Raw genomic sequence first — 23717 nt, forward strand, 5'->3', positions numbered from 1 at the left:
TGCAACCAACTGATTGAAAGAAACCATTATGTCCCAATACGTCTATTCCATGCTGCGCGTGAGCAAGGTTGTTCCGCCGCAGAAAACCATCATCAAAGACATTTCCCTGTCCTTTTTCCCCGGCGCGAAAATCGGCCTGCTCGGCTTGAACGGCGCAGGCAAATCCACCGTGCTGCGGATTATGGCGGGCGTGGATAAGGAATTTGAGGGTGAAGCCGTGCCGATGGGCGGCATCAAAATCGGCTATCTGCCGCAAGAGCCGGAGCTCGACCCCGAAAAAACCGTGCGCGAGGAAGTGGAAAGCGGTTTGGGCGAAGTGGCCGCCGCGCAGAAGCGTTTGGAAGAAGTCTATGCCGAGTACGCCAATCCCGATGCGGATTTCGACGCGCTGGCGGAAGAGCAGGGCCGCTTGGAAGCGATTATTGCGGCAGGTTCGTCCACAGGCGGCGGTGCGGAACACGAATTGGAAATCGCCGCCGACGCGCTGAGGCTACCTGAATGGGATGCCAAAATCGGCAATCTTTCGGGCGGTGAAAAACGCCGCGTCGCTTTGTGCAAACTCTTGTTGAGCAAGCCCGATATGCTGCTGCTGGACGAGCCGACCAACCACTTGGACGCGGAATCGGTCGAATGGCTGGAGCAATTCCTCGTGCGCTTCCCCGGCACGGTGGTTGCGGTAACGCATGACCGCTATTTCCTCGACAACGCCGCCGAATGGATTTTGGAACTCGACCGCGGACACGGTATTCCGTGGAAAGGCAATTACTCGTCTTGGCTGGAACAAAAGGAAAAACGCCTGGAAAACGAAGCCAAATCCGAAGCCGCGCGTGTGAAGGCGATGAAGCAGGAATTGGAATGGGTGCGCCAAAATGCCAAAGGCCGCCAAGCCAAGTCTAAAGCGCGTCTGGCGCGTTTCGAGGAAATGAGCAACTACGAATACCAAAAACGCAACGAAACGCAGGAAATCTTTATTCCCGTTGCCGAGCGTTTGGGTAACGAAGTGATTGAATTTGTGAACGTTTCCAAATCGTTCGGCGACAAAGTGCTGATTGACGATTTGAGCTTCAAAGTGCCTGCGGGCGCGATTGTCGGCATCATCGGCCCGAACGGCGCGGGTAAATCGACGCTGTTCAAAATGATTTCAGGCAAAGAGCAGCCTGATTCAGGCGAAGTCAAAATCGGTCAGACCGTGAAAATGTCCTTAATCGACCAAAGCCGCGAAGGTTTGCAAAACGACAAAACCGTGTTCGACAACATCGCCGAAGGACGCGACATTTTGCAGGTCGGGCAGTTTGAAATCCCCGCCCGCCAATATTTGGGACGCTTCAACTTTAAAGGCAGCGACCAAAGCAAAATCGCGAGGCAGCTTTCCGGCGGCGAACGCGGACGTTTGCACTTGGCAAAAACCTTGTTGAGCGGCGGCAATGTGTTGCTGCTGGACGAACCGTCCAACGACCTCGACGTGGAAACCCTGCGCGCGCTGGAAGACGCATTGCTGGAATTTGCCGGCAGTGTGATGGTGATTTCGCACGACCGCTGGTTCCTCGACCGCATCGCCACGCACATTTTGGCTTGCGAAGGCGATTCCAAATGGGTGTTCTTCGACGGCAACTATCAGGAATACGAAGCCGACAAGAAACGCCGACTCGGCGAAGAGGGCGCGAAACCGAAACGCATCCGCTATAAGCCGGTAACACGCTAAGCGTCAAGAGGCTACCTGAAAAATCAGCCGAACGGTTTTCAGGTAGCCTCAATCAATCAGTAAAACAAAAGGATAAGCATGAACTGGCAGCAACTGCTCAGCACCAAACGCTTCAAGCCCGAAAACGGCCAGCTGGTGGCCACCGTTACCCCCTCCAGCCAGGAAGGTGCCGACGCCCTGCGCACCGATTTCCACATCGATTACGACCGCGTGGTGTTTTCCGGAGCGTTTCGGCGGCTCGGGCGCAAAACCCAAGTGCACCCCTTCGCCGAACACGACCACACCCACAACCGCCTCACCCACAGCGTGGAAGTGGCCAGCGTGGGGCGCAGCCTGGGCAACCGCGTGGGCGTGATGCTGGCCAAGGGCGGTTTCCTGCCGCCGGGCAACACCCCCTCCGACATCGGCGCCGTGGTGCAGGTGGCTTGCCTCGCGCACGACATGGGCAACCCGCCCTTCGGCCACACCGGCGAAGACGCCCTGCGCGACTGGTTCCGCGACCCCGCCCACGCAGGCTACCTGAAAAACCTCGCCGAAGCCGAACGCCGCGACGTGCAAACTTATGAGGGCAACGCCCACAGCCTGCGCATCCTCTCCAACCTCGAAATGTACCGCCACCGCGGCGGCATGCGCCTCACTGCCGCCTCCATCGGAGCCCTGCTCAAATACCCCTGGACCACCTCCGCGCCGCAGGGCTTAAAAAAATTCAATATCTACCAAACCGAGCTGCCGTTTATCGAATGCGTGGCCGCCGAGCTGGGGCTGCCCGAAATCGGCCCGCACCACTGGAGCCGCCACCCGCTCTCCTACCTGATGGAAGCCGCCGACGACATCTGCTACGCCCTCTTAGACCTGGAAGACGCTGTCGAGCTCGGCCTCTTGGACGACCGCGAAGTGGAAAACGTATTGCAAGGCATGGTGCACACCCAAGTGAACAAAGTTTGGCCCGAGCAATCCGCCCGCCAGCGCTGCGCCATGCTGCGCGGCATGGCCATCGGCCGCGCCATCGACGATATGGCGCAAACCTTCATGCTGCACCATGCCGACCTGCTCGCCGGCAGCTTTCAAGGCAAAGACCTGCTCGGCGTGTGCACCCCCGAAGTGCGCGACACGCTGGAGCAGGCCAAAGAGCTGGCGCGCACCCGCGTGTTCCGCCACCAAAGCAAGCTCATCACCGAGATTGCCGCCTTTCCCTGCATCGGCTCGATTCTAAACCTGCTGGTGCCTGCCGCCTTCGCCTACATCACCGAGCGGCAGGTGAGCGCCCGCCAATCGCTCGCCCTCGAGCTTTTGCGCGACGACCCGCTGAACGAACACGACACGCTCTACGTCGCCTACATGAAAATCCTCGATTTCGTGGGCGGTATGACCGACAACGCCGCCGCACGGCTGGCGCGCGAAGTGTCGGGCATCGGGATGCTCTAGCCGTTTGGGCGCAGGGATAGAAGGCTACCTGAAAACGCCGCACTCGTTTTCAGGTAGCCTTTATAGGTCGAAAATTGGGACAGAAACAGATAGAAATATGATGTGGCGGCGTGATGCGCCCAACCCGTCCGCCAAATAAAAGGCTACCTGAAACCTTGCTCGGGTTTTCAGGTAGCCTTTTTCGGGGAAACCGTTATTGGTGGTGCATGCAGTGCCGCATCCATTCCTGCCGCTGCTGCGGGGTGAGGATTTGCAGCAGGGCGTGCTGGGCGCGCAGGTTTTCCACTTCGCGCTGCATCTGCGGTGCGTATTTTTCGTTCACATAATGCCGCGCCATATTGTCGTCGAACACCGGGCCGGCCAGCACCAGGTTGGAAGCCTGCGTGGTGTATTGGCGCAGGTTGCGCGATTGCGCCACCAGGTTGTCGAGCCGCTGGCGGTATTCGGCGCGCACTTGGCGCATCTGCTCCTGCTGGCTGCTGCTGAGCGAGAGTTGGCGCATGTCGCAAGGGCCGTCTGCCCAAGCCGCAGAGCCGGCGGCCAGCATCACGGAAGCGAAAAAACAGCGGCAGAGAGCCTGCCGGCGGGGAAATAAGCGCTGAGTCATGATAACTCTTTGATCCAGTATAACTGTATAAATGTGCAGCCAGTATACGAATGGCGGCGTGAAACACGGTATAATTCGAGTAAACCTGTGTAAACCATATTGTGATGCGGAACATGGCGTTTTTGGCACAATATGCGCTTAATTATAGCACCCAACCATCTAAGAGAGCACAACCATGACCGACTACCGTATCGCCCCGAGCATTTTATCCGCCGATTTCGCCCGCTTGGGCGAAGAAGTGTGGAATGTGATTGCCGCCGGCGCCGACTGGATCCATTTCGACGTAATGGACAACCATTATGTGCCCAACCTCACCTTCGGGCCGATGGTGTGCGCCGCGCTCAAGCCCTATGCCACCGTGCCGATTGATGTGCACCTGATGGTGGAGCCGGTGGACGCGATGATTCAGGCCTTCGCCGAAGCCGGTGCCGACATCATCACCTTCCACCCCGAAGCCAGCCGCCATATCGACCGCAGCCTGAGCCTGATCCGCGATAGCGGCTGCCGCGCCGGGCTGGTGCTCAACCCCGCCACGCCGGTGTATGTGCTGGAAAACGTGTTGGACAAAATCGACTTGGTGCTGCTGATGTCGGTAAACCCCGGTTTCGGCGGGCAGAAATTCATCCCGCACACGCTGGAGAAAATCCGCCAAGTGCGCTCGCTCACCGACCTCTACGCCGCCGAAAGCGGTCGCCGCATTCTGATTGAGGTGGACGGCGGCATCAAAGCCGGCAACATCGCCGAAGCCGCCGCCGCCGGCGCGGATACCTTTGTGGCCGGCTCCGCCATCTTCAGCCAGCCCGACTACGCGGCGGTGATTCAAGAAATGCGCGCACAGCTCGCCAAAGCAGGCGCATAGGCTACCTGAAAAATCCTTGCAACACGAAGCGCATAGAAGCACATAAAAGGCTACCTGAAAAATATCTGGACACATTTTTCAGGTAGCCTTTATCTCGCCCGCTGTTTGCCCCGAATATGGAAACGGGATACCATCGGCCTGCTTTGAAACAGCAAAAAAGGAAAACAGCATGAAAATCCTATTGTTAGACGGCGGAAAGCGCTTCGGCTCTTCCGAAGGCCGCCTCAACCACACCTTGCATCAAACCGCTAAAGACGTTTTGAGCGCCAACGGCCACGCTACCCAAGAAACCGTAATCGACCAAGGCTACGACACCGCCGCGGAAATCGAAAAATTCCTGTGGATGGATGCCGTGGTGTGGCAGATGCCCGGCTGGTGGATGCACGAGCCGTGGACAGTAAAAAAATACATCGACGAAGTGTTTACCTTCGGCTACGACAAGCTCTGGCAAAGCGACGGCCGACATCGCGCCAACCCCACCGAAGGCTACGGCAGCGGCGGTCTGCTACAAGGCCGCAAACACATGCTCTCGCTCACTTGGAACGCGCCTATCGAAGCCTTCACCCGCCCCGGCGACTTCTTCGAAGGTGCGGGCGTGGACGGCGTATACCTGCATTTCCACAAAGCCAACGAATTTCTGGGCAGCACGCGCCTGCCCACGTTTATCTGCAACGACGTGATCAAAAACCCGCAGGTAGAGCAATATATTGCGAACTATACCGCGCACTTGAACCAAGTGTTCGGTCGGGCATAATCTGCCCAGATTGTCTGCAAACCAACATCAGGCTACCTGAAAATGTATCCGAACATTTTTCAGGTATTCTCTTGTGGCAAGGCAACAGCATCGTCGTGTTCTACGAAAGTTTCGACACGCCTTACCGCTACACGCGTATCGGCAAAATCACCGACGCGGCGGGGCTGAAAGCGGCACTCGGTGCGGGGAATACGGCGGTGCGGTTTTCCCGATAAGGTCGTCTGAAAAGACAACTTGAGTATCTATGACCGACCTGCTTTCAGACGACCTCTTAAGGAGAAAATAAAATGCACAACTACCCCCTAAACCAATATATCCCGGCAGGCAGCGAAATCTTCGCCGAAATCCACGCCATCGTCGCCCACAACGCGCCGAAAATTGCCGAACTCTCCGGCACGTTCCGCACGCCCGAGCAAATCCGCGCCGTGCTTGCCGAGATGACGGGCAGCGACATCCCCGACGATTTGCACGTCAATCTGCCGTTTTACAGCGACTTCGGCAAACACATCCGCATCGGCAAAAACGTGTTTATCAACTCGGGCGCGATGTTTACCGACTTGGGCGGCATCACACTGGAAGACGACGTGTTAATCGCCCCGCGCGTCAGCATTTTGACCGTAAACCACCCAGAAGACCCCGCCATGCGTCGCGGTTTAATCTTGAAGCCCGTCGTCATCAAAAAAGGCGCGTGGATAGGCGCGGGCGCAACCATTTTGCCGGGCGTTACCGTCGGCGAAAACGCCATTGTCGCGGCGGGCGCGGTGGTGGGCAAAGACGTGCCGCCCAACACCATCGTCGGCGGCGTGCCGGCGAAAGTGATACGGGAAATCCGGCGGGAGGTCGTCTGAAAGCGCAGTTGAGAAGAGGAATGCTGCTGCGCCTGCATGGCGGAACAGTAAAGGCTACCTGAAAACTTCTGCTTTGCAGCAACGCCGTTGCATTGCGGCACAGGTTTTCAGGTAGCCTTTTGCCGTATGCCGGAGTGGTGGCGCTAAATGGCGTATTCGATCAAATCGCTTTGGCTGAACACATAAATCTGCCTCGGGGCAAGCGGCAGCACTTGGCCGGCGGCGAGGCCGAGGCGGGCGGCTTCGCTGCTGGCAAAGCTGGCGTGCAGGGCGCGGCGGTCGGGGGCGTTTTGCGGCAAGAGGGTGAGGCGGGTGAGGGCGCCGGAGATGTGCAGGTGGTCGATGCGGGCGTGCAGCATGGGGCGCTCGGGGGCGATCTGCCATTCGTGCGGGCGCACGAAGCCGCGGGCGTTTTGCTCCTGCCAGCGGCGCTTGGGGTCGAGCGGCCAGGCGAAGCCGTTGTAGTGCCACTGCCCGCGTTCGATGCGGCCTTCGAAGGAGTCGGTTTCGCCGAGGAATTCGGTAACGAAGGCGTTTTCAGGTAGCCTGTAGAGCGTGTCGGCGCTGCCGGCCTGCTCGATGCGTCCTTGGTTCATGATGACGATTTGGTCGGACACTTCCAGCGCTTCTTCCTGGTCGTGCGTAACCAGAATGCTGGTGATGCCGAGCTCGTGGTGCAGGTTGCGCAGCCAGGTGCGCAGCTCTTTGCGCACTTTGGCATCGAGCGCGCCGAAGGGCTCGTCGAGCAGCAGCAGCTTGGGCTCGACGGCCAGGGCGCGGGCCAGCGCGATGCGTTGGCGTTGGCCGCCGGAGAGCTGGTGGGGGTAGGATTTGGCGAGGTGTTCGAGCTGCACGAGCTTGAGCAGGCCGGCCACTTTTTCGCGGATTTCGGCTTTGCCCGGGCGCTGGGCGCGGGGCAATACGGTGAGCCCGAAGGCAACGTTGTCGGCCACGTTCATGTGGCGGAACAGGGCGTAGTGTTGGAACACGAAGCCGACTTTGCGTTCGCGCACGTGCAAGCGGGTAACGTCTTGCCCGTCGAACAGGATTTGGCCGCTGTCGGCGTTTTCCAGCCCGGCGATGATGCGCAGCAGGGTGGTTTTGCCGCAGCCGGAAGGGCCGAGCAGGGAAACCAGCTCGCCGGTGGGCACTTCCAGGCGGATGTTGTGCAGGGCTTGGAAGCTGCCGAAGTGTTTGTTGATGTTTTGGATGGTGATGCTCATGGCTGGTTCCTTTCGGCGGCGGCCAGTTTGCGGTGTTGGATGCGGGTGAGCACGTCTTGCAGCACCAGCGTGGCGATGGCAAGCAGGGCGAGCAGGCTGGAGAGGGCGAAGGCGGCGGTGAAGCGGTATTCGTTGTAGAGGATTTCCACCAAAAGCGGGATGGTGTTGGTTTCGCCGCGGATGTGGCCGGACACCACGCTCACCGCGCCGAATTCGCCCATGGCGCGGGCATTGGTGAGGATGATGCCGTAGAGCAATGCCCATTTGATGTTGGGCAGGGTAACGCGCCAAAACATCTGCCAGCCGCCCGCGCCCAAAATCAGCGCGGCTTGCTCTTCGCTGTCGCCCTGCGCCTGCATCAGCGGCACCAGCTCGCGCGCCACGAAGGGGAAGGTGACGAACAGCGTGGCCAGCACAATGCCGGGAATGGCGAAAATAACCTGTATGCCCCGCGCCTCCAGCCAGCCGCCCAGCGCTGTGTGCGCGCCGAACAGCAGCACAAACATCAGGCCGGCCACCACGGGCGATACGGAAAAGGGCAGGTCCAGCAGCGTGGTGAGCAGCTGCTTGCCGCGGAAGTCGAAACGGGTGAGCAGCCAGGCCATGGCGATGCCCAGCACCGCGTTTACTGGCACCACGATGGCGGCGGTAATCAGCGTGAGGCGGATGGCGGCGCGCGCTTCGGGGTTGGTGAGCGAGGCGAGATAGGTTTGCCAGCCTTCGCGCAAGGCTTCGTAAAACACCGCCGAGAGCGGGATGATGAGCATCAGCAGCAAAAAGGCGAGTGCGATGCCGATGAGCAGCCATTGCAGCCATCGCGGCTCGGTGATATTCGGATTGGTTTTCATGCTTTGGCGCCTCCGCGTTTGCCCAGCGCCCACTGGCTCAAATTCAGCGCGAGCAGGATAAAGAAGGAAATCAGCAGCATAAACAGCGCCACCGCCGATGCGCCCTGCACGTCGTATTGCTCCAGCTTGCCGGTGATGATGAGCGGCAGGATTTCCGATTCCATCGGGATGTTGCCGGCAATGAAAATCACCGAGCCGAATTCGCCCGTGGCGCGGGCAAACATCATGCCTGCCCCGGTGAGCAGCGCCGGCGCGATTTCCGGCAGGATCACGCGGCGGAAGGTGGCCAGCCGCCCCGCGCCCAGCGAAGCCGCCGCTTCTTCGTATTCGCCGGATAATTCTTCCAACACCGGCTGCACCGCGCGCACGATAAACGGCAGGCTCACAAACACCAAGGCAATCCAAATGCCCTTGGGCGTGAAGGCTACCTGAATATCCATTTTGGCAAACCAGCGCCCAATCCAGCCGTTGGGCGCATACAGCGTGGCCAGCGCAATGCTGGTTACCGCTGTGGGCAGCGCGAAAGGCAGGTCTACCAGCGCGTTTACCAGCCCCTTAAACGGAAACTCATAACGCACCAGCACCCAGGCCACCAGCGTGCCGAACACGATATTGGTGAGCATGGCGAAGAAAGACATGCGCAGGCTCAGCCACACCGAAGCGAGCACGCGCGGCTCGGCCACCGTGTGCCAAAACGCCGCCCAGCCCATCTGCGCCGTGCTCACCGCCATCATGGCAAACGGCAGCACCACCAAAAGCGACAGGCACAATACGGTAATGCCCAGGCTCAGGTTGAAGCCGGGCAGCACGCTGGGGGTTTTCAATAAGCGCATAGGTTCCGCCATCACAATTTCAGGTAGCCCGAACTATAAACAAGGCGGCGGAAAAATAGAAAGAACGGTTGGTTGTTTGCAAATGCAGGGGAGTTATATAGGCGGCGGGGAAGGCAAAAAGGCTACCTGAAAAACCGCAATCGGTTTTCAGGTAGCCTTCCGTTTGCTTACGCGGGAGAGTTAGTGGATTAACAAAAAACGGGACAAGGCGGCGAGCCGCAGGCAGTACAGGTAGTACGGCAAGGCGAGCCAACGCTGCAGCGTTTTTTGTTAATTCACTATAAACAGTTTTCAGGTAGCCTCCGGCCAGCGGAAGGCTACCTGAAAATATGGCTTCAGCGGCGGCGCACCAGCTGCCAGGGGCGGAAAACATACAGAGCGCTGGCAAAGCCGCTCCACACGTGCACCATGCGGGTGAAGGGGAAGATGAGGAAGAAGGTCATGCCCATAAACATGTGCAGCTTGAAGAGGATGTGCACGTGCTCGATAAAGCCGGCCGCTTCCACGCCGCGCAGGGTAACGATGTGTTGCGCCCACTGCATGAGCAGGGTCATTTCGTGGCCGTCGAGGTGGCCGGCGCTCACGAAGATGGTGGAGAGGCCGAGCAGCAGGGTGGCCAAAATCCACAGCAAAAGCAGCTTGTCGCGCCAGGTGCTGTTGAGGTTGATGCGGTCGATGGTGAAGCGGCGTTTGATCAAAATCAGCAGGCCCACCAGCGCCATGCTGCCGAAAATGCCGCCGGCGGTCATGGCCAGAAGCTGCTTGGCGGAATGGCTCACGCCCAGCGCGTCCCAAAACCACAGCGGGGTGAGCAGGCCGACGAAGTGGCCGGCAAACACGGCCAGCACGCCCACGTGAAACAGGATGTTGCCCAGGCGCAATTGGCCGTCGTAGAGCAGCTGGCTGGAATCGCTTTTCCACGAATACTGCTCGCGGTCGAAGCGCGCCAGGCTGCCGAGGAAGAACACCGCCAGGCAGATATAGGGATAGATGGCGAAGAAAAAGAGGTGCAGGTTGCTCATATCAATACTCCTAAGCAGGCAGGCTTACTTGCCTTTGGGGTAAAACTGTACGGTTTGGATGCTCGGTTTGAGCAGCGGCTCGATGCCGGAGGCGTCGGGGCCGAAGGTTTCCATGGCTTCGTCCATGTCGCGCACGGGCGGCTCGATCAGCGGCTGCGGCGCCACGGGGCTGAGCGATACGGCGCATTCGAGCACGGCGGCATAAGGCGAGCCGGCGGCGCGCAGGTTTTTGCCGATGTGGTTGACCACGTGCACGGCGTCGCCCAGCAGCTTTTGCGCTTCGGCGGGCGGGATGCGGGAGAAGAATTCCAAGAGCGCGGGCAGGTAGTCGGGCAGCTCGTCGTCGCCCAATTCGTAGCCGTGGCGGCGGTATTCTTCCAGCAGGTCCACCATGGCGCTGCCGCGGTCGCGGTCTTCGCCGAATACGTGCTCGAAGATATAGAGCGCGTGCAGGCGGTTGCGGTCGAAGGTGGAAACGTATTCTTCCTGAAGCTGGCGCAGGCTGCGGCTGCCGAAGTAATCCAGCAGCGCCTGCAAGCCTTCGCGGCTGCCGGAAAGCTCGGGCAGCGTATCGAGGGCTACCTGAAATTCGGGCAGCGCTTCAATCATCTCCGCTTCGGGATAGCACAGCAGCGCCGAGAGAAATTTGTACACCGGGTTACCCTGCATCAGCGCACTCCTTTTTCGCGGTTTTCTTCGAGGTCTTTGCGGCGGTCGAAGAAGACGATGGGCGAGGCTTTGGGCTTGTCGAACAGGCTTTCTTTGGTGCTGCCGCCGGAGCAGCCGTTGCCGAAGGAGAAGCCGCAGCTGGCTTTGTCTTCAAAGGCGTTTTCCACCTGCTCTTTGTGGCTGCTGGGGATGACGAAGCGGTCTTCGTAGTTGGCGATGGCCATGATTTGATACATGTCCTCCACCATGGCGGGGGTGAGGCCGGTGCCTTCCAGGGTTTGCTCCAAGGTTTCGCCGTGCACGGTTTGGCCGCGTTTGAAGCGGCGCATGGCAATCATGCGCTCCAGCGCGTCTTTAATCGGCTCGATTTTGCCGGCGGTGAGCAGGTTGGCCAGATAGCGCAGCGGGATGCGCATTTCGTCCACGCTGGGGATGATGCCGTTTTCGCCCACCAGCCCGTTTTCGATGGCGGATTGGATGGGGGAGAGCGGCGGGATGTACCACACCATCGGCAGCGTGCGGTATTCGGGGTGCAGCGGGAAGGCGATTTTCCATTCCATCGCCATTTTGTATACCGGCGATTTCTTCGCCGCATCGAGCCAGCTCTGGCTGATGCCCTGCTTCAGGGCTTCGCGCTGCACTTCGGGGTCGTGCGGGTTGAGGAACACGCCCAGTTGCGATTCGTAGAGGTCTTGCGGGTTTTCCACCGAGGCGGCTTCTTCGATTTTGTCGGCGTCATACAGCAGCACGCCTAAGTAACGGATGCGGCCGACGCAGGTTTCGGAGCAGATGGTGGGTTCGCCCGCTTCGATGCGCGGGTAGCAGAAAATACATTTTTCGGCTTTGCCGCTCACCCAGTTGTAGTAGATTTTTTTATACGGGCAGCCGGACACGCACATGCGCCAGCCACGGCATTTGTCTTGATCGATGAGTACGATGCCGTCGTCTTCACGCTTGTAGATGCTGCCGGAGGGGCAGGAGGCGACGCAGGTCGGATTCAGGCAGTGTTCGCACAGGCGCGGCAGATACATCATGAAGGTTTGCTCGAAGGCGCCCATCATTTCTTTCTGGATGCCTTCAAACAGGGTGTCTTTGGCGCGTTTTTCAAATTCGCCGGCCAAGTCGTCTTCCCAGTTGGGGCCCCATTCCACTTTGTCCATTTTCTTGCCGGTGAGCACGGAAATCGGCCGCGCGGTGGGCGGGGTTTTCATGCGCGGGGCGTTTTGCAGGTGCTCGTAGTCGTAGGTGAAGGGTTCGTAGTAGTCGTCGATCTGCGGCAGGTTGGGGTTGGCGAAGATGTTGGACAGGATTTTCAAGCGGCCGCCCTGTTTGGGCACGAGCTTGCCGTCGGGCTTGCGCACCCAGCCGCCTTTCCATTTTTCCTGGTCTTCCCAGTTTTTCGGAAAGCCGATGCCGGGCTTGGTTTCCACGTTGTTGAACCAGGCGTATTCCACGCCGTCGCGGCTTGTCCACACGTTTTTGCAGGTAACGGAGCAGGTGTGGCAGCCGATACATTTGTCCAAATTCAGCACCATGCCGATTTGCGCTCTGATTTTCATATTGTGTTCCTTCAAGTGGTTTTTCAGGTAGCCTTTTGCAGCCGGTTGCAAGCCTGTTGAGGCTACCTGAAAATTTGTTATGCCTTTTCGAATCCTGCTTTGGGGCTGATGATGGAAACCAGGATGCAGTCTTGCCCGCCTTCCTTGCCGTTGTTGCGTGCGCCGTGGATTTGGTGGTCGCCCACCACCACGGCTTCGCCGGCGCGGATGATGCGGCCGCTTTGCGCGTCGTCCACCAGCTCGGCTTCGCCCTGCAACACAATCCAAATGTCCACGCCGTGCGGGTGGCGGTGGGCGGGCAGCATGGTTTGCGGCGGAATCTGCCACAGCACCATGTTGTCGTGCGGGTCTTGGTGCAGCACGGTGCGCACAGCTTCGGCGGAACCTTCTTTCAAGTAGTCGGCAAAATGGATAATCTGCGGCAGTTTCATGGTTTTATTCCTCATATTCGATTTTCAGGTAGCCTTTTCGGTTTTCAGGTAGCCTGTTGATGCAGGAGGTTACCTGAAAAACTTTGCAGCCTTACTCGGCGGGTTCGTCCATCCAGTCGATGTCTTTCATCTTGCGGACAATCACCCATTCGTCGCGGTTGGAGCCGACCGTGCCGTAGTAGTTGAAGCCGTAGGCCAGCTGGGCGTAGCCGCCGATGAGGTGGGTGGGGTTCAGCACAGCTTTGGTAACGGAATTGTGGATGCCGCCGCGTTTTTTGGTGGTTTCCGCCGCGGGAGTGTGCACCAGTTTTTCCTGGGCGTGCGGCATCACAATCATGGTTTCGGGAATGCGCTGGCTCACAATCACGCGGCAGGCAATCGAACCGTTGGTGTTGAACACTTCCACCCAGTCGTTGTCCACCAGCCCGGCCTTTTTGGCGTCGATTTCGGAAATCCACACGTGCGGGCCGCCGCGCGAGAGCGTGAGCATGCGCAGGTTTTCCGAATAGGTGCTGTGGATGCCCCATTTCTGGTGCGGGGTGAGGAAGTTGAGCGTGATTTCCGGGTTGCCGTTGGGCATTTTGCCCAAGAGCTGCTTGGTGGTTTTGGTGTCCACGGCGGGGCGGTACACGCAGAAGCCCGCGCCGAAATCGCGCATCCATTTGTGGTCTTGGTAGAACTGCTGGCGGCCGGTGAGCGTGCGCCACGGAATCAGCTCGTGCACGTTGGTGTAGCCGGCGGTGTAGCACACTTCTTCGCTTTCCACGCCCGACCAAATCGGCGAGGTAACGATTTTGCGCGGCTGGGCCACGATGTCGCGGAAGCGGATTTGCGTGTGCTCGCTGCTGTTGATCAGGTGCGTATGGTCGCGGCCGGTGTTTTTGCTCAGCGCCTGCCAGGCTTTTTTGGAAACGTGGCCGTTGGTTTCCGGCGCCAGCGTGAGGATCATCTCGGCGGCATCGATGGCGGTTTCCAGCTTGGGCTGGCCCTTGCCCGCGCCTTCTGGCTGCACGCCGTTGAGTTTGCGCAGGAATTCCACTTCGTGCTTGGTGTCCCAAGCCATGCCTTTGCCGTTGTTGTTCACTTTTTCCAGCAGGGGGCCGACGGCGGTGAATTTTTCATACACTGCGCCGTAGTCGCGCTCCACCACGGTCATGGCCGGCATGGTTTTGCCCGGAATCGGCTCGCATTCGCCCAGCTTCCAGTCTTTCGGGTCGAAGGGCTGGCCGAGCTCCTGCGGGCTGTCGTGCATCAGCGGGGTGAGCACGATGTCTTTGCGCACGCCGAGGTAATCCTTGGCCAGCTCGCTGAATTTTTTGGCCAGGCCTTTGTAGATTTCCCAGTCGGATTTGCTCTGCCACAGCGGCTGCACGGCTTCGGTGAGCGGGTGGATGAAGGGGTGCATGTCGGACGTGTTCAAGTCGTCTTTTTCATACCAGGTGGCGGTGGGGAAAATCACGTCGCCATACAGGCAGGTGGTGTTCATACGGAAATCGAGCAGGGCAAACAGGTCCAGCTTGCCTTCCACGCCGTCGCGCTGCTTCACTTCGGTGGGTTTCAGGCAGTCTTCTTCGTTGCTCAATAGGCCGTTTTGCGTGCCGAGCAGGTATTTGAGGAAGAATTCGTGGCCTTTGCCGGAAGAACCCAAAATGTTGGAGCGCCACACAAACATATTGCGCGGCCAGTTTTTCGGGTTTTCCGGATCGTCGCACGACATATCCAGCGTGCCTTCCTTCAGGCCTTTCACCACATAATCCACCGGATTCATGCCGGCTTTTTCGGCCGCGTCGGTTACGTCCAGCGGGTTGGTTTCCAGCTGCGGTGCGCTCGGCGTCCAGCCCATGCGGGCGGCTTTGGCGTGGTAGTCGATCATGGTGAGACGGCGCATGTCGTCGCCGGCGTCGGTGGTGAGCAGCTCGTCGGCGGATACGGTTTCGTGGCGGTATTGGCCGGTGTGGCCGTAGAAGAAGGCGGTGCCGGCCATCTGGCGCGCGGGGCGGTGCCAGTCGAGCGCGAAGGTGAGCGGCGCCCAGCCGGATTGCGGGCGCAGTTTTTCCTGGCCCACATAGTGGCACCAGCCGCCGCCGGATTTGCCGATGGTGCCGCACATCATCAGCATATTGATGATGCCGCGGTAGTTCATGTCGAGGTAGTACCAGTGGTTGATGCCGGCGCCCACGATAATCATCGAGCGGCCCTTGGTGTCGTGCGCGTTTTGCGCAAACTCGCGGGCTACCTGAATTACCTGTTCGGCTTTCACGCCGGTGTGTTTTTCCTGCCATTTCGGCGTGTAGGGCTTGTCGTCGAAATAATCTTTGGCCACGTTTTCGTCGCCCAAGCCGTTGTCCACGCCGTATTGCGCCACCAGAAGGTCGAACACGGTGGCCACCAACTGGCTGCTGCCGTCGGCCAGGGTGATGCGTTTCACCGGCACTTTGCGGAAGGTTTTTTCTTCGTCGAATTCGCCACCGAAGTAGTCGAAGCCGACGCGCACCACATCATCGGCGCACGTTTTCAGCGACAAAGCCGCCTGAACGTCTTGCTCATCCTGCGCCTTGGTTTCCAGATTCCACTTGCCGCTACCGTCCCAACGGAAGCCGATGGAGCCGTTGGGCAGCATCAGGCTGTCGGTTTTTTCGTTCCACGCCAGCACTTTCCAGTCGGGGTTTTTCTCTTCGCCGAAATTGCCGCCCAGCTGCGAGGCGCGCAGGGTGTATTCGGGGCGGTAGCCTTCACCGTCTTCTTTCAGGCACACCAGCACCGGCATATCGGTGAGGCGGCGGCAGTAGTCTTGGAAATAGTCGGATGGATTGTCGATATGGAATTCTTTGAGGATAACGTGCCCCATCGCCATCGAGAGCGCGGCGTCCGTACCTTGGCGCGGCGCCAGCCAGATGTCGCTGAACTTGGCCATTTCGCCGAAGTCGGACGATACGGCCACGGTTTTGGTGCCTTTGTAGCGCACTTCGGTGTAGAAATGGGCGTCGGGGGTGCGGGTCATCGGGATGTTGGAACCCCACACCAAAAGATAATTGGAGTTGTACCAATCGGCGGATTCGGCCACGTCGGTTTGCTCGCCCCAAGTTTGCGGCGAAGCGGGCGGCAGGTCGCAATACCAGTCGTAGAAGGAGAGCGGCACGCCGCCGATGAGGCCGAGATAGCGCGCGCCGGCAGCATAGCTCACCATCGACATGGCGGGAATCGGTGAGAAGCCGATGATGCGGTCAGGGCCGTATTTCTTGATGGTGTAGCAGTTGGCCGCTGCCACCATTTCATAAGCTTCGTCCCAGTTGGAGCGCACGAAGCCGCCCAGGCCGCGCTGGGATTTGTAGGATTTGGCGCGCTCGGGGTCTTCCACAATCCATTTCCAGGCTTCGATGGGGTCTTTGGTTTGGCGTGCTTCGCGCCACAATTCGGCCAGCGCGCCGCGCATCATCGGATATTTGATGCGCTGGGCGGAATACACATACCAGCTAAAGGAGGCACCGCGCGGGCAGCCACGCGGCTCGTGGTTCGGCAGGTCGGGGCGGGTGCGCGGGTAGTCGGTTTGCTGGGTTTCCCAGGTGATGATGCCGTTTTTAACGTAGATTTTCCACGAGCACGAACCGGTACAGTTCACGCCGTGGGTGGAGCGGGCCACTTTGTCGTGCGACCAGCGGCTGCGGTAGGCGTCTTCCCACTTGCGGTCTTCGGTGGTGAGGATGCCGTGCCCGTTGGCAAACGGCTCGCGTTTCTGCTTGAAGAAGGTGAGGCGGTCTAGGAAATGGCTCATGTTCTATCCCTGTCGTTATTAGGCTTTGCCAACGAATGCCGTGCAGCGGCAGCGCCGTGCAAAGCTTGTCTCAAAACCGGTTATAAGTGCTTGGAGTATAGAGGAGGAGCAGGGCAAAAAATATGCTTCCAACAGGTTTAAGCGCCATGCATTGGGCTAGGGGCGGCCTACGCCGAAAGGAGTATACCCACCTGCCGTTTCGGCTTAGGGCGGCGGCGGGAATACCGGCGCGGCGGAGAAATCGGTTAAGATGGCCGCGTTTCCGTTTAACATCAAAGAGGCATTCCAGCATGAAAACCAGCGCACGCAACCAGCTTCCCGGCCAGATTAAAGCCGTCAAACACGGCCCGGTGAGCAGCGAAATCACCTTGCAGCTGGCCAACGGCGTCGAGCTTGTGGCCAGCATCACCGAAGAGAGCTGCCGCGAACTCGGCCTGGCCGAAGGCGGCATGGCCACCGCACTCATCAAGGCGGGCAGCATCATCGTGGCCACCGACCTGCACCCGATGAAACTTTCCGCGCGCAACCAGTTTCACGGCATCATCACCCAAGTGGAGCGCGGCGCGGTGAATTCCATCGTGGGCATCGACATCGGCGGCGGCCTCACCCTCACCGCCGGCATCACCATGCACAGCGCCGAAACGCTCGACCTGCACCCCGGCCAGCGCGCCACTGCCGTGTTTAAGGCCGGCAGCGTGATTTTGGGCGTGCTGGCATAACGCGCGGCCAAGCGGAAAGGCTACCTGAAAACCGAACGCCTCGATTTTTCAGGTAACCTTTCCGCTTGTGCGGGCGGCTATCATGCGGTTTTATTGCGAATATTGCGGGGAAGGGCTTATGTTTGACTGGCTTGATAGGCTTTATCTGATTGATTTCCTATATCTCTTGTTACTAGCTGCCGGCTGCTACCGCTACCGCGACGGCTGCCGTCGGCTGCGGCGCGCACAGCAGGAAGACACGCGCTACACCCAAATCCCCGACGCGGACACGGTGGCATGGTGGCGCAAGGCTTCCCTGCTGGATAAGCAGTTTGGCATCTTTTTTAAACGCTACGGGCAGTTCCTTATTGCCGTATCGCTGTTCAACCTGCTGCTGAATCGGAAAACCGGGCTGGAAATCCCGCTGAACGGGTTTACGATTGCTTTCGGGTTCTGTATTACCATTGCGCTCGTTATCGGTGCGGGCGTGATGGGGGATGGCGCGTCGCGGAATTGTAACAATACCCCCTATAAAGGCGAAGGCAGTGAAAAAAAACGGGCTCGATTTTGCCAAGCACAAAACCCATGTGCTGAAGCGCTATGAAATCCAGTCTTTCCGGCCGAGGGAAGAGTGGCAGCAGAAACCGATTTGGCAGCACGAATTCATGGTGCTGGATTCCTTCAAAGGGGATATTGAGATGATGTTGAAAGGCATCCGCTGGGTTAAACCCGGCGCGGTGCTGTATTACGGCTCTTGGCTGGTGCTGATTGTCGTTACCACGGGCTACCATCTTTATGTGTTCTGCTACAGCCCGGCCTAAGCCACCAGCCAAGCGGAAAGACTACCTGAAAACCAAAAGCCTCGATTTTTCAGGTAGCCTTTCCAATCCCAAGTGAGGCTACCTGAAAACTTTAGCCGCAAGCAAATCAAATCAAAACAGGCCGCAAGGATAAAACGCTTATCCTGCGGCCTGTTTGCCTTGCCGAACGCGGCAGACCAGGGTTTACGCCCGCTCCCCGCCGCACACGCGGCATTTGGGGTTTTTCGGGATGGCGAAGTGCTGCCAGCGGCCGGAGAGGGCGTGGTAGCAGCGCAGCACGCCGGGTTCGGCGGGCAGACCGAGCAGGATTTTCAGCGCGTCGGCGGCTTGGCTGCTGCCGATGATGCCCACCAGCGGGGCGAATACGCCGAACAGGGCGCAGGCGCCGTCGCCGGCCTGTTCGCTGTCGAAGAGGCAGGCGTAGCAGGGCTGGCCGGGCAGGTCGGGGCGGTATACGGTGATTTGGCCGTCGAAGCGGGTGGCGGCGCCGGAGACGAGCGGGGTGCGGGTGGCGCAGGCGGCGGCATTGAGGGCTTGGCGGGTGGCGAAGTTGTCGCTGCAATCGAGCGCGACTTGGCATTGGGGCAGCAGGCGCAGCAGCTCGGCCTCGCCCAATTTGCCATAGGTTTCGATTTGGCAGGCGGGGTTGAGCTGTTTCAGGTGGCCTGCCATGGCGTCGGCTTTGGGGCGGCCGATGTCGGCTTCGCGGTAGGTGATTTGGCGCTGGAGGTTGGTGTCGTCGATGAGGTCGTGGTCGGCAATCAGCAGGCGGCCCACGCCGGCGGCGGCCAGATAGGGCAGGGCGGCGCTGCCCAGCCCGCCGCAGCCGAGCACGAGCACGCTGGCATCGAGCAGCTTTTGCTGGCCTTCGATGCCGATTTCGTCGAGGAGGATGTGGCGGCTGTAGCGCAGCAGTTGGCGGTCGTTCATGGCGGTGTGGGCAGGGTGCTTGGGGGAGCGGATTATAGCGTGGAATGCGCTGCTGCGACTTGCCGTGTAGCATTCATATTGCCCTGCGGCTTCGTTGCCGTGCCTTGATTTAAATCGAATTCACTATAGAATGGAGTTCCTTATCGACAGAAGGAGGTTTAAATGAAAGCAGCCAACTACTTATTGCCTTTGGCCACCGCAGCCTTGCTGGGCGCGTGCTCGAGCGGGGGCGGTATGCCGCGCGGGCAGCAAACGGCGGATTACAAAATGGAAGTGGCAGGCGGGGTGCAGGCCGAGGTGGGGCGCAGCGCGGCCGCTTCGAGCTACCGCTACGGCTTCGGCATCCGCCTGAAAAACGCGCCGCGCGTGGCTTCGGTACGCATTGAGCGCACCCGAGGCGGCGAGCTTGGCGTGGTGTTTGACGACAGCCGCAGCCCCACCACCGCCACCAAAGGCTGGCAGCGCCACGCCGACGGCTCGCGTTCCTACCTCTACAACAACGGCGACGGCACCTACGATTGGATCGGCCAAACCGCCGCCCGCAGGCTCACGCCGCAGCAGGCGCCGTGGCTCTACCAATCCGGCACCACCCACCAGCAATACCGCATCACCATCCGCGATTTGCAGGGCAAAGAAACCGTGTTGCTGCAAGACACCGCCATCCCGCCCGCGCAGAAACAGTCTATCCTGAGGCTGTGGGAAGGCCGCGGCAGGGCGCGGCGCTAGTTGGCCGAAGGGCTGGATATTGGAAGGCTACCTGAAAACGCATGGATTGTTTTTCAGGTAGCCTTTGGTTGTGGCCGGATGCGCAGCACGGCCTTATTTAGCAAACCCGTCCAGCGCCTGCCAAGCCTGCGGCAGCTCAGTAAAGCCGTCGGAAGCCAGGAAATGCCCGGCATCGGGCACGGTTATCACGCGTGCGCCCAATGCGTTGGCCAGCTTCATGCTTTCGGCCGGGGCGACAATCGGGTCGTTGGCGCTGATGATGCAGGCGATGTTGGCCGTCATGCGGCGGACGGCCGGCAAATCGAGCCGGGCCTGCCCCACATAGCGGTCGATCGAATAGCCTTCGATTTCGGGCAGCCGGGGCAGCTTCCCGGCAAAGCCGGACACCAACACCAAACCGCCGATTTCGGGCGGGCGGGTGTGAGAAAGATAATGCAGCAGGCTGATGTTGCCCAAGCTGTGGGCGATGAATAAATCATCTGGCTGCGGCATGCCGATGTGTTCGGCGAGCGTGCGCTGCCAAGCCTGAAAATCGGCGTGGCGGCTATCGGGCAGCGCGGGCACGTCCACGTTGTAGCCGCGTGCTTTCAGGCCGGCCGAAAGGCGGGCAAACCAATGGTCGTCGGGGGTGGCGCCCCAGCCGTGGATGATGAAGGCGCGTTGGGTGCGGGCTGTTTGTTTGGCACGGGGCAGCGCGCAGGCGGATAATGCCAGCGCGGCGGTTAGGCAGAATTGGCGTCGGTTCATGGCGTCTCCTTAGAAAATCACGTCTTCCCGCGCCAGCCACAAATACGATTCGGCGTGGTTCACAAAGCGGCGTTCGTCTTCATACAGCCGCCGGCTGGCGGCTTGGGCGGCGGGTGTGCTGCGTGCCGCCTGCATTTGCGCCAGGCTGTGCCACCACACTTCGCCCAGCCCGTCGAAAGGGTAGGCCAAGGTGCCGCGTGATTTTGCCAAGCCTTGCTGGACGGCATCATCAGGCAGCAGCACGGTTTGGGCGTAGCGCGCAATGCCCAAGTCTTCGCGCAGTTCGGCCACCAGCGGCGCATGGTGGTGACTCCAGTAGTGTAAAAATGCTTCGCGGCTGATGGCGGGCAGCCGTTTGACGCACATGCAGAGTTTGATCATGAGGTGCTCCGTTTGGTTTAGAATCGCCATTTTGAACCCTGACACAATGCAAAGGTCAAGCATGAAAATCGGCGAATTTGCCCAAGCCTGCGGCAGCAGCGTGCGCATGATTCGGTTTTACGAAAGACTGAATCTGATTTCCCCCAAGCGCGGCGGCAACGGCTACCGCATTTATGATGCAGGCGATGTGGCCGTGGTGCGCAAAATCGTGCTGCTCAACAAAACCGGCGTGCCGCTCAAAGACCTTGCCCTGATGAGCGACTGCCTGCGCGATGAACCGCAGGATTTCTGCGCCGCACTGCGCGGCAGGCTGGCCGAACGTTTGGCGGCGATAGACGGGCAGATTAATGATCTGCGGCAGAGTAAGGCTTTGCTGGCGGAGCTGTTGGGCAAGTAAGGCGGCAGGCTGAGGCTACCTGAAAAATTGCCCGGCACCGATTCGAGCCAAGCAATAAAGGCTACCTGAAAATTTCAGCTTCGCAGAAACTCGCGCAGCTCGTTTTCAGGTAGCCTGCCTAATCCTTCCGGCCTATGCCGGAATAACTATTGTCGGGCAAAACCCGCTTGCTAGAATTTGCCGCCGTATTTTCAGGTAGCCTCAAGCATTGCCGGGCTGCCGCCCGCAGATCATGTTCATCAGGAGAAAACCATGCCCCGCTTCCCCCGACTTGCCCTGGCCGCCGCGCTGCTGTGCGCCGCGCCGTTGGCCTTGGCCAAAGACCTCACCGTATCCGCTGCCGCCAGCCTGAAAGAGGCGTTTCAGGAAATCAATGCCGCCTACGGCCGCGCCCATCCCGGCACGCAAATCCGGCTGAACACCGCCGCTTCCGGCGTGCTACTGCAACAATTGGTGCAGGGCGCGCCGGTGGACGTGTTGGCCACCGCCGACCAGGAAACGATGGACAAGGCCGCCGAAGCCAAGGTCATCGCCCCGGCCACGCGCCGCACCTTCGCGCTGAACGATTTGGTGCTGATTCAGCCAAACCGCGCCGCCTTCCGCGTGAGCCGTTTGCAGGATTTGGCCAACGCGCAGGTGCAGCGCGTGGCGGTGGGCAACCCGGCCAGCGTGCCGGCCGGCCGCTACACCAAGGCTGCGCTGGAAAAAGCCGGGCTGTGGAACGCGGTGGGCGCGAAGATGATTGCCACGCAAAACGTGCGCCAGGCGCTGGATTATGTGTCGCGCGGCGAGGTGGACGCGGGCTTTGTGTACCGCACCGATGCCATGCTGATGCGCGACAAGGTGCGCATCGTGCGCGCCGTGCCGCTGGAAACGCCGGTGTCCTACGCGATTGCCGTTACCGCTTCCAGCAAAGAAGCCGCCGAAGCGGCGCGCTATCTGGATTTTATCCGCTCGCGCGAAGGCCGCCGCATTTTGCAGAAATATGGGTTTAACCCGGCCGTGCGTTGAATTGGAATATCCGGCAAAGGCTACCTGAAAAAGCACATTGCGTTTTCAGGTAGCCTGTTGCCATTGATTTAATTGAAGGAATTTGAGTGTTGCAAGACGTATTGCCCGCGCTGCTGCTGTCGCTGAAGGTGTCGTTTTGGGCCAGCGGGCTAAACCTGCTCTTGGGTGTGGCCTGCGGCTGGCTGTTGGCGCGCCGCCGCTTTTTCGGGCGTGACCTGCTGGACGTGCTGCTCACGCTGCCGATGGTGCTGCCGCCCACCGTGTTGGGCTACTACCTTCTGGTGCTGTTCGGGCGCAACGGCGCGCTCGGGCAATGGCTGCGCGAATATTTCGGCCTGAGCCTGATTTTCACCTGGCAGGGCGCGGTGCTGGCGGCGATGGCGGTTACCTTCCCGCTCATCTGCAAGCCGGCGCGGGCAGCGTTTGAAGAAGTGAACCCGCAATTGGAGCAGGCGGCGCGGGTGCTCGGGCTGCCCGAATGGGCGGTGTTTTTGCGGGTAACCCTGCCGTTGGCCTGGCGCGGCATTTTGGCCGGGCTGCTTCTGGCCTTTGCCCGCGCCCTGGGCGAATTCGGTGCCACGCTGATGATTGCCGGCAGCATTCCGAACCAAACGCAAACGCTCTCCATCGCCGTGTATGAAGCCGTGCAGGCGGGCGATGATGCGCTGGCGGGCAAGCTGGTGCTGCTGATTTCCGCGGTGTGCGTGGTCGTGTTGTGGAGCGTGAACCGCTTGGGCGGGGCAAGGGGGCGGGCATGAGCGCTGCGCCGGTGTTCGATTTCGCCTTCGCCCTGCAAATTTCCGGCGGCGGGCAAACCTTCGATTTAAACTGCCGCTGCCAAAGCCGCGCCAAACGGCTGGCCATCGTGGGCGCATCCGGCTCGGGCAAAAGCCTCACCCTGCAATTGCTGGCCGGGCTCCTGCGCCCGCAGGCCGGGCATGTGCGCATCAACGGCGCCTGCTACGGCGACACTGCGCGCAAGCTCTGGCTGCCGCCGCAGCAGCGGCAGGCCGGGCTGGTGTTTCAGGATTACGCCCTGTTCCCGCACCTTACCGTGGCGCAAAACATCGCCTTCGGCCTGAAGCGCAGCTGGCCCACGCCCGGGCACAAACAGGCCGCGCGGCTGGCCGCCTTCTGGCTGGACAAAATGCAGCTTGAACGCGTGGCCGCGCACTATCCGCACCAGATTTCCGGCGGCCAGCGCCAGCGCACAGCCCTGGCCCGCGCCTGCATCGCCCGCCCGCGCTGGCTGCTGCTGGACGAACCCTTCGCCGCCCTCGACACCGGCCTGCGTGCCCAAATGCGCCAATGGCTGCTCGCGCTGCAACAGGAGCTCGACCTCCCCATGCTGCTCATCACCCACGATCCGCAAGACAGCGCCGCGCTGGCCGAAGAAGTGGCCGAAATGGTGGCAGGGCGCTTGATGCACGGCGTGGCAGAATAACGGCTGCACA

General features: G+C 60.0%; 26 protein-coding genes. 14 read left to right on the forward strand and 12 right to left on the reverse strand.

Going from position 1 to position 23717, the window contains the following annotated elements:
• Positions 1-25 precede the first annotated feature (25 nt).
• Together ettA and LG371_RS06545 are read left to right on the forward strand one after the other, a co-directional pair.
• A complete protein-coding gene (ettA, locus tag LG371_RS06540) occupies positions 26-1702 on the forward strand; it encodes an energy-dependent translational throttle protein EttA (protein WP_225748165.1) in 1677 nt (558 codons plus the stop codon).
• 78 nt (positions 1703-1780) lie between these two features.
• Positions 1781-3127, forward strand: coding sequence for a deoxyguanosinetriphosphate triphosphohydrolase (locus tag LG371_RS06545; RefSeq protein ID WP_067594355.1), 1347 nt, complete (start codon positions 1781-1783; stop codon positions 3125-3127).
• A gap of 193 nt (positions 3128-3320) precedes the next feature.
• On the opposite strand, the gene LG371_RS06550 is transcribed toward LG371_RS06545, so the two are convergent.
• Entirely contained in the window at positions 3321-3734 is a 414-nt protein-coding gene (locus LG371_RS06550) for a Spy/CpxP family protein refolding chaperone (RefSeq protein WP_225748084.1), read from the reverse strand.
• 175 nt (positions 3735-3909) lie between these two features.
• Here LG371_RS06550 and rpe point away from each other — a divergent pair, with 175 nt between their 5' ends.
• The 4 genes from rpe (at position 3910) to LG371_RS06570 (ending at position 6195) form a co-directional block, all read left to right on the forward strand.
• Positions 3910-4593: a ribulose-phosphate 3-epimerase gene (gene rpe / locus LG371_RS06555; RefSeq protein ID WP_067594361.1), complete on the forward strand. Its 684-nt coding sequence runs from the start codon at positions 3910-3912 to the stop codon at positions 4591-4593.
• Positions 4594-4762: 169 nt separating this feature from the next.
• Entirely contained in the window at positions 4763-5347 is a 585-nt protein-coding gene (locus LG371_RS06560) for an NAD(P)H-dependent oxidoreductase (protein WP_067594364.1), read from the forward strand.
• 71 nt (positions 5348-5418) lie between these two features.
• Positions 5419-5562, forward strand: coding sequence for a cyclophilin-like fold protein (locus tag LG371_RS06565; protein WP_225748085.1), 144 nt, complete (start codon positions 5419-5421; stop codon positions 5560-5562).
• Between the two features lie 72 nt (positions 5563-5634).
• Positions 5635-6195: a DapH/DapD/GlmU-related protein gene (locus LG371_RS06570; protein ID WP_067590405.1), complete on the forward strand. Its 561-nt coding sequence runs from the start codon at positions 5635-5637 to the stop codon at positions 6193-6195.
• Between the two features lie 143 nt (positions 6196-6338).
• Here LG371_RS06570 and LG371_RS06575 read toward each other — a convergent pair whose 3' ends face one another.
• From LG371_RS06575 to LG371_RS06610, 8 genes are all read right to left on the reverse strand, one after another.
• On the reverse strand, positions 6339-7418 hold the full coding sequence (locus LG371_RS06575) for a sulfate/molybdate ABC transporter ATP-binding protein (protein ID WP_067590408.1): 1080 nt from the start codon (positions 7416-7418) through the stop codon (positions 6339-6341).
• Positions 7415-8266, reverse strand: coding sequence for a sulfate ABC transporter permease subunit CysW (gene cysW, locus LG371_RS06580; protein ID WP_067590411.1), 852 nt, complete (start codon positions 8264-8266; stop codon positions 7415-7417). Before cysW ends, LG371_RS06575 begins: the two co-directional genes overlap by 4 nt.
• Positions 8263-9099, reverse strand: coding sequence for a sulfate ABC transporter permease subunit CysT (gene cysT / locus LG371_RS06585; protein WP_225748086.1), 837 nt, complete (start codon positions 9097-9099; stop codon positions 8263-8265). The genes cysW and cysT overlap by 4 nt, the downstream gene beginning before the upstream one ends.
• A gap of 335 nt (positions 9100-9434) precedes the next feature.
• Positions 9435-10121 carry a respiratory nitrate reductase subunit gamma gene (gene narI, locus LG371_RS06590; protein ID WP_225748087.1) on the reverse strand — a complete coding sequence of 229 codons (687 nt, stop codon included), beginning with the start codon at positions 10119-10121 and terminating at the stop codon, positions 9435-9437.
• 24 nt (positions 10122-10145) lie between these two features.
• Positions 10146-10790, reverse strand: a complete 645-nt coding sequence (narJ, locus tag LG371_RS06595; protein ID WP_067590423.1) for a nitrate reductase molybdenum cofactor assembly chaperone — start codon at positions 10788-10790, stop codon at positions 10146-10148.
• Positions 10790-12349 (reverse strand): nitrate reductase subunit beta, encoded by a 1560-nt coding sequence (narH, locus tag LG371_RS06600; protein ID WP_067590426.1) that lies wholly within the window; start codon positions 12347-12349, stop codon positions 10790-10792. The genes narJ and narH overlap by 1 nt, the downstream gene beginning before the upstream one ends.
• A 77-nt stretch (positions 12350-12426) precedes the next feature.
• Complete coding sequence (locus tag LG371_RS06605) at positions 12427-12780, reverse strand: cupin domain-containing protein (protein WP_067590429.1); 354 nt, start codon at positions 12778-12780, stop codon at positions 12427-12429.
• Between the two features lie 91 nt (positions 12781-12871).
• Positions 12872-16552, reverse strand: a complete 3681-nt coding sequence (locus LG371_RS06610) for a nitrate reductase subunit alpha (RefSeq protein WP_225748088.1) — start codon at positions 16550-16552, stop codon at positions 12872-12874.
• A 290-nt stretch (positions 16553-16842) separates the two neighbouring features.
• On the opposite strand from LG371_RS06610, the gene LG371_RS06615 reads away from it, so the two are divergent.
• The 3 genes from LG371_RS06615 to LG371_RS06625 all read left to right on the forward strand — a co-directional run bounded on the left by LG371_RS06615 (position 16843) and on the right by LG371_RS06625 (position 18071).
• On the forward strand, positions 16843-17271 hold the full coding sequence (locus LG371_RS06615) for a molybdopterin-binding protein (RefSeq protein WP_067590435.1): 429 nt from the start codon (positions 16843-16845) through the stop codon (positions 17269-17271).
• Positions 17272-17389: 118 nt separating this feature from the next.
• The gene (locus tag LG371_RS06620; protein WP_225748089.1) at positions 17390-17854 is read left to right on the forward strand and encodes a hypothetical protein; all 465 of its coding nucleotides are present in this window, start codon (positions 17390-17392) and stop codon (positions 17852-17854) included.
• Complete coding sequence (locus tag LG371_RS06625; RefSeq protein ID WP_225748090.1) at positions 17838-18071, forward strand: hypothetical protein; 234 nt, start codon at positions 17838-17840, stop codon at positions 18069-18071. The genes LG371_RS06620 and LG371_RS06625 overlap by 17 nt, the downstream gene beginning before the upstream one ends.
• 183 nt (positions 18072-18254) lie before the next feature.
• On the opposite strand, the gene LG371_RS06630 is transcribed toward LG371_RS06625, so the two are convergent.
• The gene (locus tag LG371_RS06630; protein ID WP_067590441.1) at positions 18255-19001 is read right to left on the reverse strand and encodes a HesA/MoeB/ThiF family protein; all 747 of its coding nucleotides are present in this window, start codon (positions 18999-19001) and stop codon (positions 18255-18257) included.
• A 162-nt stretch (positions 19002-19163) separates the two neighbouring features.
• On the opposite strand from LG371_RS06630, the gene LG371_RS06635 reads away from it, so the two are divergent.
• Positions 19164-19727: a hypothetical protein gene (locus LG371_RS06635; protein WP_067590444.1), complete on the forward strand. Its 564-nt coding sequence runs from the start codon at positions 19164-19166 to the stop codon at positions 19725-19727.
• 93 nt (positions 19728-19820) lie between these two features.
• On the opposite strand, the gene LG371_RS06640 is transcribed toward LG371_RS06635, so the two are convergent.
• Together LG371_RS06640 and LG371_RS06645 are read right to left on the reverse strand one after the other, a co-directional pair.
• Positions 19821-20474, reverse strand: coding sequence for an alpha/beta hydrolase (locus tag LG371_RS06640; protein WP_225748091.1), 654 nt, complete (start codon positions 20472-20474; stop codon positions 19821-19823).
• A gap of 9 nt (positions 20475-20483) precedes the next feature.
• Entirely contained in the window at positions 20484-20855 is a 372-nt protein-coding gene (locus LG371_RS06645) for an EthD domain-containing protein (protein ID WP_225748092.1), read from the reverse strand.
• A gap of 61 nt (positions 20856-20916) precedes the next feature.
• Here LG371_RS06645 and LG371_RS06650 point away from each other — a divergent pair, with 61 nt between their 5' ends.
• The 4 genes from LG371_RS06650 (at position 20917) to LG371_RS06665 (ending at position 23707) form a co-directional block, all read left to right on the forward strand.
• Positions 20917-21252 carry a MerR family DNA-binding transcriptional regulator gene (locus tag LG371_RS06650; RefSeq protein ID WP_067590454.1) on the forward strand — a complete coding sequence of 112 codons (336 nt, stop codon included), beginning with the start codon at positions 20917-20919 and terminating at the stop codon, positions 21250-21252.
• 252 nt (positions 21253-21504) lie between these two features.
• Positions 21505-22263 carry a molybdate ABC transporter substrate-binding protein gene (gene modA, locus LG371_RS06655; protein ID WP_067590456.1) on the forward strand — a complete coding sequence of 253 codons (759 nt, stop codon included), beginning with the start codon at positions 21505-21507 and terminating at the stop codon, positions 22261-22263.
• An 86-nt stretch (positions 22264-22349) separates the two neighbouring features.
• Positions 22350-23021 (forward strand): molybdate ABC transporter permease subunit, encoded by a 672-nt coding sequence (modB, locus tag LG371_RS06660; protein WP_067590459.1) that lies wholly within the window; start codon positions 22350-22352, stop codon positions 23019-23021.
• Positions 23018-23707, forward strand: coding sequence for an ATP-binding cassette domain-containing protein (locus LG371_RS06665; RefSeq protein ID WP_067590462.1), 690 nt, complete (start codon positions 23018-23020; stop codon positions 23705-23707). Before modB ends, LG371_RS06665 begins: the two co-directional genes overlap by 4 nt.
• Positions 23708-23717: the final 10 nt, after the last annotated feature.

It is taken from the genome of Eikenella sp. Marseille-P7795 (assembly GCF_916618725.1).
In the GTDB taxonomy this organism is placed as follows: Bacteria; Pseudomonadota; Gammaproteobacteria; order Burkholderiales; family Neisseriaceae; genus Eikenella; species Eikenella longinqua.

Bases quoted from the DNA above. Each gene is read 5' to 3' on its own strand.
- rpe (WP_067594361.1), top strand. From the start codon at position 3,910: ATGACCGACTACCGTATCGCCCCGAGCATTTTATCCGCCGATTTCGCC.
- narJ (WP_067590423.1), bottom strand. From the start codon at position 10,790: ATGCAGGGTAACCCGGTGTACAAATTTCTCTCGGCGCTGCTGTGCTAT.
- LG371_RS06620 (WP_225748089.1), top strand. From the start codon at position 17,390: ATGTTTGACTGGCTTGATAGGCTTTATCTGATTGATTTCCTATATCTC.
- LG371_RS06645 (WP_225748092.1), bottom strand. From the start codon at position 20,855: ATGATCAAACTCTGCATGTGCGTCAAACGGCTGCCCGCCATCAGCCGC.
- LG371_RS06615 (WP_067590435.1), top strand. From the start codon at position 16,843: ATGAAAACCAGCGCACGCAACCAGCTTCCCGGCCAGATTAAAGCCGTC.
- LG371_RS06635 (WP_067590444.1), top strand. From the start codon at position 19,164: ATGAAAGCAGCCAACTACTTATTGCCTTTGGCCACCGCAGCCTTGCTG.
- LG371_RS06550 (WP_225748084.1), bottom strand. From the start codon at position 3,734: ATGACTCAGCGCTTATTTCCCCGCCGGCAGGCTCTCTGCCGCTGTTTT.
- LG371_RS06640 (WP_225748091.1), bottom strand. From the start codon at position 20,474: ATGAACCGACGCCAATTCTGCCTAACCGCCGCGCTGGCATTATCCGCC.
- LG371_RS06665 (WP_067590462.1), top strand. From the start codon at position 23,018: ATGAGCGCTGCGCCGGTGTTCGATTTCGCCTTCGCCCTGCAAATTTCC.
- LG371_RS06610 (WP_225748088.1), bottom strand. From the start codon at position 16,552: ATGAGCCATTTCCTAGACCGCCTCACCTTCTTCAAGCAGAAACGCGAG.
- LG371_RS06560 (WP_067594364.1), top strand. From the start codon at position 4,763: ATGAAAATCCTATTGTTAGACGGCGGAAAGCGCTTCGGCTCTTCCGAA.
- cysW (WP_067590411.1), bottom strand. From the start codon at position 8,266: ATGAAAACCAATCCGAATATCACCGAGCCGCGATGGCTGCAATGGCTG.
- LG371_RS06630 (WP_067590441.1), bottom strand. From the start codon at position 19,001: ATGAACGACCGCCAACTGCTGCGCTACAGCCGCCACATCCTCCTCGAC.
- narH (WP_067590426.1), bottom strand. From the start codon at position 12,349: ATGAAAATCAGAGCGCAAATCGGCATGGTGCTGAATTTGGACAAATGT.
- LG371_RS06570 (WP_067590405.1), top strand. From the start codon at position 5,635: ATGCACAACTACCCCCTAAACCAATATATCCCGGCAGGCAGCGAAATC.
- modA (WP_067590456.1), top strand. From the start codon at position 21,505: ATGCCCCGCTTCCCCCGACTTGCCCTGGCCGCCGCGCTGCTGTGCGCC.
- LG371_RS06605 (WP_067590429.1), bottom strand. From the start codon at position 12,780: ATGAAACTGCCGCAGATTATCCATTTTGCCGACTACTTGAAAGAAGGT.
- LG371_RS06545 (WP_067594355.1), top strand. From the start codon at position 1,781: ATGAACTGGCAGCAACTGCTCAGCACCAAACGCTTCAAGCCCGAAAAC.
- LG371_RS06650 (WP_067590454.1), top strand. From the start codon at position 20,917: ATGAAAATCGGCGAATTTGCCCAAGCCTGCGGCAGCAGCGTGCGCATG.
- cysT (WP_225748086.1), bottom strand. From the start codon at position 9,099: ATGCGCTTATTGAAAACCCCCAGCGTGCTGCCCGGCTTCAACCTGAGC.
- LG371_RS06575 (WP_067590408.1), bottom strand. From the start codon at position 7,418: ATGAGCATCACCATCCAAAACATCAACAAACACTTCGGCAGCTTCCAA.
- narI (WP_225748087.1), bottom strand. From the start codon at position 10,121: ATGAGCAACCTGCACCTCTTTTTCTTCGCCATCTATCCCTATATCTGC.